Origin of the sequence: Paenibacillus sp. TAF43_2, assembly GCF_052113545.1 — a bacterium.
Classification (GTDB): domain Bacteria; phylum Bacillota; class Bacilli; order Paenibacillales; family Paenibacillaceae; genus Pristimantibacillus.
The window spans coordinates 1-1,417 of record NZ_JBFRDK010000374.1; the positions used below are offsets into that span (position 1 = coordinate 1).

1 protein-coding gene is annotated in these 1,417 nt (G+C 41.9%); it reads right to left on the minus strand.

The window, feature by feature from the left end; all coding sequences use genetic code 11:
• Positions 1-710 precede the first annotated feature (710 nt).
• Positions 711-1,417, minus strand: a 707-nt coding sequence (locus tag AB4Z17_RS33475) for a zinc-dependent alcohol dehydrogenase family protein (protein WP_441964764.1), incomplete at its 5' end; no start/stop codon positions are given.

Genomic DNA, 1,417 nt, shown 5'->3' on the forward strand with positions numbered 1-1,417 from the left:
GGCTATTATCATACCAGTACAACCATCCAATCACTTCGCTCTATCAATACATAATTTATAGTGTAGTCAAAACACAGGGGGTGAATGTTTGATGGAAAATATCGGTTTTATTCTAGTTCTGTTCATTTTGTTGGTTATTATTGCTACTCACTGCCGTGACCGCGCTTAGGACAAAACTGTCTAGATAACAAACCCTGTTCTGTCATACGTCGAATGAATAAAACCATAACAGCACCTGCCACAATGTATGCTCATTTAACCTATAACATCTCATAGTAAAAAAGAGAAAGTCCATGCCATGGGCTTTCTCTTTACTTACAAACAGCTTATTGGGCAAACATCCTTACAGAACAAACGTCCAATCATACAGTACCATACGTACATAAACTACAGTGTACTTTAAACATTGGAGGTGAATGTTTGATGGGTGGATTTGTTGGTGGTGCTAATCACAGTATTGGTATTATCCTGGTTCTGTTCATTTTGTTGGTGATTATAGCTTGTAGTTGCGGCATCTTTGGCGGCGGCTGTGGCTACTAATCAGAATGCTTAATGCCTTCCATCTATTCAGACAGTGAGTATTTTCTTAAATAGCATGAACACAAAAAGCCCATTGTATGGGCTTTTTGTGTTTAATCCCTCATCGAACGGGAAAATGTTGGATATAAGATTGTTTAATAAGAATCATGTTCAACTTAAAAATAATGCCATTACTGATTAAATGAAATAACAACTTTCCCAAAATATGACCCCTTCGTCAAGTACTGAAGCGCATCTACAGCATGTTCAAATGGATACACTGAATCAACTATGGGATGTAGCTCGCTATGTTCAATAGCAAAATTCATCGATTCAAACATGTCCCGGCTGCCTACGTTGATCGCTTGCAGGCGTGCTTTTCTAACAATTGCAGGGATAATGTCAAATCCTTCTACACTAAACCCCGATAGACCGCCGATCATGCTGATATGTCCACCTACACGGAGTGCTGAGATCGATCTATTTAACGTAGCTGATCCGCCGAGATCAACGATATGGTCTGCTCCATGTTCCTCCGTCAGTGCAAGTACAGCCTTATCCCATTCGGGTGTTTGCTTATAGTTAATGCCGAAATCCGCGCCAATTTCCTTCGCTCTATTAAGCTTCTCGTCACTGCTTGATGTTACAATAACAGTTGCTCCATACAGTTTTGCGAATTGAAGTGCGAACAAGGCGACGCCACCTGTCCCCTGTATGACAACGGTATCACCCGCTTTAATCTTGCCTTCCTCAATGAGAGCATGCCATGCTGTCACGCCTGCACAAGGCAGGGTTGCCGCTTCTATATCCGTCAATCGATCAGGTACATGAACTAACCCTTCTTCTGGCAGCACAACAAATTCCGCGAGCAGTCCATTCAACGGACTGCCTAGTGTAC